We start from the raw sequence: 5,268 nt of genomic DNA on the forward strand, positions 1-5,268 counted from the left end.
GCGAGTTCGAGCGAGTGCCGGAGGTGGGCGGCGGGGGTGCCGGCCGCGGTGGCGGTGGCGGTGGCGGTCTCGGCCGCGGTCTCGGCCGCGGTGGCGGTCTCGGCCGCGGTGGACGCAGCGACGACGGTCCCGCCCGCGGTGGCCGCAGCTGCGGCCTCGCGGCCCGGAAGCGTGATCGCTGACCAGGCGCCCTGCAGCGCTTCCACGACCCAGCCGTTGCGGCTGAAGTCGGAGGGGCTTCCGGCCTCGGCCACGACGAAGCGGGATTCCCAGAGCTCGCGGCGCTCGGGCGGAAGCGCGCCCAGACCCACCCGGACGTCGAGGGTGCCCTCGAGCACCGCGTGCCGAATTGCCAGGCACCAGAGCACGCAGGCGTCGCCGGCATCCGTCTCAAAATGGGTGAGGTCACTGACGGCGCGGGCGGCGCCGGCGAGCGCGACCGGGTCGTCGAGGTAGGCCAGCGCCACCGGGGCGGTTCGCATCAGCGAGCCGTTGCCGCCGCTGCTGCCGTGCGTCTCGTGGTGGGCGCGGGCGACGATGCGCACCGCGGATGCGGTGAGCTCGGTTCGGGAGAGCACCGCGCGCAGCTGGTTGCCCACGTCCGGCGCCGTGCGGGCCCAGTCGACCCAGACGGCCACGATCCCGTCGAGCACCGCTTCGTCGCGGAGGTCCTGGCCGGCGGCGATCGCGTTCAGGATCGGAACGGCCATGGAGGTGTCGTCGGTCCACTCGCCGGGGGCCCAGTTGAACCCGCCGCCGCCCTTCATCGTGACGGAGGCATCGGCCGCGAGGGGCGGGCCGAATTCGTAGCCGGCACCGAGGGCATCGCCGCAGGCCATGCCGAGCATCACGCCGGCGGCGCGATCCAATTGAGCAGACGTACGTTTCAAGCGTTCCCCCGGGTAAGGTCCGTTGGGGGCATGCAGTGAGCCGTGGCGTGCCCGCGACAACGCCGTCGCCGGATGCTGCTCGGGCTCATTCCCCCCATATGAGAATACGGGCGAAATGCGGGTTGCTGCTCCGCCTTCTTCGAGGGACAGCGGCGCCCGACCGGCCGTGATCTGCCGGCGGTGATCTGCCGCGAGGGGAAGCTGCCGGGTGGGCGCGGCGCATCCCGGCCAGCCTCGCTCACCGGCGCCGCGGGCCCCGTTGGCGCGGTGGGTTGTGGCTAACTCAGGTGATTCCCCAGAAAACAGGCCGAAACCGGCCGGATTCGGGCATTCCGAAGTGGTTTTCCTGAGTTGGCCACACGGGAGCTCCGTGCCATTGGCTTGGCGGGCATCGGGGGGCTACTGCCCCCGGGCCGCTGCCCCCCGGCCACCGCGGGACGGCCGCGGGACGGCCGCGGGACGACCACGTGACGGCTACGGGTTCGTGGCGGAGCCCATGAAGGCGGTCAGGACCGCGGTCAGCAGGGGCGGTCCGACCGAGACCGCCACGGCCGCCGCCACGACGGCGCCCAGTAACTTCCACAGGGTGCGCCGCACCCTGGCCTGCCGCACCTCGGCGTCGAGGACCGCGAACTGCGCGAACGGATGCTCCGTTGGCGGGAATACCGGGGTCGGCCAGGTCGCGGGGTCATCGATGATCGCGGCGAGGTTCGCCAGCTCGGCGGGTCCCATGGAGACGGGCTGCGTGATCAGCCAGCGCCGCAGCCCGGGAGCGGTGACGACCTTCACCCGTTCCGGCGTGGACTTGACGGTGAGCGACTTCGGGTTCACGAGCGCGATCACGGGCTGGGCGGCCGCGAGGCGCGGCATCCGTTCTCGCAGCAGTTTGGTGACCCGGTCGGCCTCGTGCTCGGCGTTGCGGATGTGGGGAACCCGGTGGCCGGAGACCATCAGGGTGCGGCCGGCGACCCAGACGCCCTTGCCGGAGTGGTTCTTGGTGTTGAGGGTGAAGAGGCCGCCGGGGCCGATGACGAGGTGGTCGATGTCGGCGCCCTTCTTGCCGATCGGCAGGGCGTGGAAGGCCGTCCAGTCGGGCGGAAGCGTGGCGAGGATGCCGCCGACCTCGAGTTCGCCCTTCGCGCCGAGGTACCAGCTGACGCTGTCGTCGCCGAGCGGGGAGTAGCCGAAGAGCCGGCTGAAGCCGTTGCGGGCCGGCGTGGTGCTCTGCTGCCGCAGCAGTTCCTCGATCACCGATCGGGCCGCGCGCTGCTCACCCATGGTCGGGGTCTGTGACGTCATGGCTCAGGCGGCGACGACCCGGTCGCGGCCGCCGTTCTTGGCGGCATACAAGGCCGCGTCGGCGCGAGCGAGCCACTGCGCCACGCTCTCCGAGGTCTGTCGGGCGGCCAGACCGACGCTCGCCGTGCAGGCCAGTCCCTCGGCCAGGTCGCCCCAGGCGAACCCGCGCACCGAGGCGATGAGGCGTTCGCAGACTTTTTCGGCCTGCGCGGGGCTGGTGTCGGCCAGGACGAGCAGGAACTCCTCGCCGCCCACGCGCACGGCCAGGTCGCTTTCGCGGGTGACGCCCCGCAGCAGGGTGGCCATCTCGGCCAGGACCTGGTCGCCGATGCCGTGCCCGTGGACGTCGTTGACCCGTTTGAAGTGGTCCATATCGATCATGGCCGCGCACAAGGGCTGGGCCAGATCCTGCGCACGATCCATCAGGTTGGGCAGCTCGCGGTCCAGCGCCCGCCGGTTCGGCAGCCTGGTGAGCGGGTCGGTGTTGGCCTGCTGTTCCAATTCCTCAGCACGGATGCGCAGCATCTCCGCCTCGAGCTGCGAACGCTCCGCCTCATGGTTGGCCTGCTCGATCCCCATGGTATTGATCAGCATCTGGGACTGGATCTCGGCCGTCTGCGTCGTCATGTTCAACGTCAGGGCGTGCAGCTTCTCGTGGTGCGCCAGGGCTCGCTCGAAGCGCCCGCTTTCCTTGTGCATCTCGAACAGAGATTCGTGCAGCCGGATCAGAAGGGGCGGGTCGTTGTCGAGAGAGGGGTCGGCGAGCTGGGCTTCCATCATCGCGGTGGCGTCGTCGAGGTGGCCCTCGGCCCGCACCACCTCGGCCAGCTGTGCGTCGTTGTTCACCTCGAGATTGTGAAAACCGTTGACGTTCGCCAGCGCCTTGGACCGGCCGGCCTGCTCACGGGCCTCGTCGTGCTCGTCGAGCTCGATCAGGATGCTGACGAGGTTGGTGAGGGCGATGGTCTCGAAGAAGGTGTGCCCCTGGGCGTGGGCGACCGCAACCGCCTCCCGCACCAGGGACAGACCCCAGTGCAGCGTCGGAGACGGGTTCAAGCCCTGGACGCGCTGAACCCGAGCGGCCTCCAGGCAACTGTCGGACAGGTTGTTCAGGGCGACGAAGTTGACTTCGGGGTCGTCGAGGGTGCGGGACAGGGCCAGTGCCTGACGGCCAAGCTCGACTCCGCGCGCGAGGTCGCCCATGGAGCCGTGCACGGTGGAGGACCGGCTGAGCGCCCAGAACTCGGCGGTCGTGTTGCCGCAGTCCCGGGCGGCTTCGATCGCGGCCAGGACGTGTTGAAGTGCCTGCTCCTTCAAGCCCGTGTCGGTGAAGGCCAGCGCCAGGGTACAGTGCACCTTCGACTGCCGGAGCAGGTCGCCGCTGCTGGTCAGGGCTTCCAGCGCCAGGAGGCCCTGTTGCACGGCTTCCTTGAAATCCCCCAGCCGCAGCCGGTGCAGCGCCAGCAGTTCGCGCACTTGCGCCTGCTGCACCGCGCTCGCATCCGGTCGCGCCAGGATTTCCTCGGCCTGGGCGGCGCCCTCACGGTGGCGCCCCTCGGCGCTCGACCGTTCGCAGGCACGGAGGAGGTCCTCGACCGTCGGGAGAACGACTGTCGCGAGGGCGGAGGGGGTCCGGAGCGGTTTCGCGAATGGTTTCGCGAGCGGTGTCGGGAGCGGTGTCGGGAGCGGTGTCGCGAGCGGTGTCGCGAGCGGTGTCGGGAGCGGTGTCGGGAGCGGTGTCGCGAGTGCCGGATCGGCCGGCAGGGTCGACACCGAGTTCAGGACCGGCGCCGACGTGGACACCATGTCACCCACCACCTCTTTCGAGTTCACGTTCAGTCCCCCAGCGGCCTTCTCTTACACCGAACCTAGCAGCGGTCTCCGACACCGGCCGGAATATTTGCGACCCCCCAAAGGGGCCGTCACTCGCCGCCGGTCACCGTGTCTCCGGGGCACACCCGCTGTTCGAGCGCGTCGAGCACGACGACCTGTCCGCGCACGAGCCTGGCGCGGGCATCCGTTGCCGTGAACCAGCGGGCGTCATCTATTTCAGGGAAGTCTCGCACCCGCCCCGAGCCGCGGGGCCACTCGAGCGGGAACGTGTTGCTGATGATGCGGTCGACCCGAAAAGCGGCGTCGGCTTCGGCCGTGAAGACCGTGATCACCTTGCCGGACGGCTGTCTGAACTCCCCCAATTCGGCGTAGTCGACCTCCGGAGCGGGCACGCCGACCTCCTCCTCGAACTCGCGCTTCGCCACGGCGAAGGGGTCTTCCCCGGCGGCGTATTCGCCCTTGGGGATCGACCACCCCCGCTCGTCCTTGTGCGCCCAGAACGGCCCGCCCATGTGCGCGATCCAGACCTGCAGGGCCCCGGCTTCCGTGACGCGGTAGAGCAGTATCCCGGCACTGAGTACGGTCATCGGCATCCTTCCCCCTGATTCTGCGTGCTTCTGCGGGCGCTCCGGGCGGGCGCGGGCCCGTCGAACCATGATCCGCTCGCGGCGCAAGTTGGGGAAGCCGGCGGGGGATAGAACCTGCGCCGGCGGAGGGAAGGTTCGCCGCGGCATCCGTGGAGGACTACCGTAACGGGCATGGCCACCTCACCCCCGCCCCTCACCTTTGCCTCGAATGTGCGTGCCGACGCCGTCGTCGAGCCCGGCGGTCTGGGCCACACCCGGGTGCTCAACTCCCCCGGTGTTCGCGTGGTCGTGCTGACATTCGAGTCGGGTCACGTGCTGAAGCAGCACACGGCGCCCACGATCCTGCTGATGCAGGCCCTCGACGGATGCCTTCGGGTCACCGCCGGCGGAAAGGTCACCCGGCTCGTGCCCGGCGCACTGCTGCGCCTCGACGCCGGGCTGCCGCACGAGGTCGAGGCGCTCGAGGAGTCCCGGCTGATGCTCAACATGTTCGGCTGACTCGGGGCATCCGTCGCCGCACGCGCCGCGCGACGCTCGCGCCGCCCGCCGCCTCGCCCTTGCCCCGCCTCACCACCTGCCCCGCCTCACCGCCTGCCCCGCCTCGCCGCCTGCCCCGCCTCACCGCCCGCCCCGCCTCACCACCTGCCCCGCCTCACCAC

General features: G+C 70.5%; 5 protein-coding genes. 1 reads left to right on the forward strand and 4 read right to left on the reverse strand.

The window, feature by feature from the left end:
• From E3T42_RS00590 to E3T42_RS00610, 4 genes are all read right to left on the reverse strand, one after another.
• Positions 1–869 (reverse strand): ADP-ribosylglycohydrolase family protein (locus E3T42_RS00590; RefSeq protein ID WP_241975734.1); only part of this gene is annotated, 869 nt, incomplete at its 3' end.
• Between the two features lie 495 nt (positions 870–1,364).
• Positions 1,365–2,189 (reverse strand): nuclease-related domain-containing protein, encoded by an 825-nt coding sequence (locus tag E3T42_RS00595; protein WP_134402271.1) that lies wholly within the window; start codon positions 2,187–2,189, stop codon positions 1,365–1,367.
• A gap of 3 nt (positions 2,190–2,192) precedes the next feature.
• A complete protein-coding gene (locus E3T42_RS00600; RefSeq protein WP_160141096.1) occupies positions 2,193–4,022 on the reverse strand; it encodes a diguanylate cyclase in 1,830 nt (609 codons plus the stop codon).
• Between the two features lie 89 nt (positions 4,023–4,111).
• Positions 4,112–4,609, reverse strand: a complete 498-nt coding sequence (locus tag E3T42_RS00610; protein ID WP_134402274.1) for an NUDIX domain-containing protein — start codon at positions 4,607–4,609, stop codon at positions 4,112–4,114.
• A 171-nt stretch (positions 4,610–4,780) separates the two neighbouring features.
• Between E3T42_RS00610 and E3T42_RS00615 the strand changes: the two genes are divergently transcribed.
• Positions 4,781–5,107 (forward strand): hypothetical protein, encoded by a 327-nt coding sequence (locus E3T42_RS00615; protein WP_134368323.1) that lies wholly within the window; start codon positions 4,781–4,783, stop codon positions 5,105–5,107.
• Positions 5,108–5,268 lie beyond the last annotated feature (161 nt).

Origin of the sequence: Cryobacterium sp. TMT4-10, from assembly GCF_004403275.1 — a bacterium.
GTDB classification, from domain to species: Bacteria; Actinomycetota; Actinomycetes; order Actinomycetales; family Microbacteriaceae; genus Cryobacterium; species Cryobacterium shii.

Coding starts and splice junctions, on each gene's coding strand:
- E3T42_RS00610 (WP_134402274.1), bottom strand. CDS start 4,609: ATGACCGTACTCAGTGCCGGGATACTGCTCTACCGCGTCACGGAAGCC.
- E3T42_RS00615 (WP_134368323.1), top strand. CDS start 4,781: ATGGCCACCTCACCCCCGCCCCTCACCTTTGCCTCGAATGTGCGTGCC.
- E3T42_RS00595 (WP_134402271.1), bottom strand. CDS start 2,189: ATGACGTCACAGACCCCGACCATGGGTGAGCAGCGCGCGGCCCGATCG.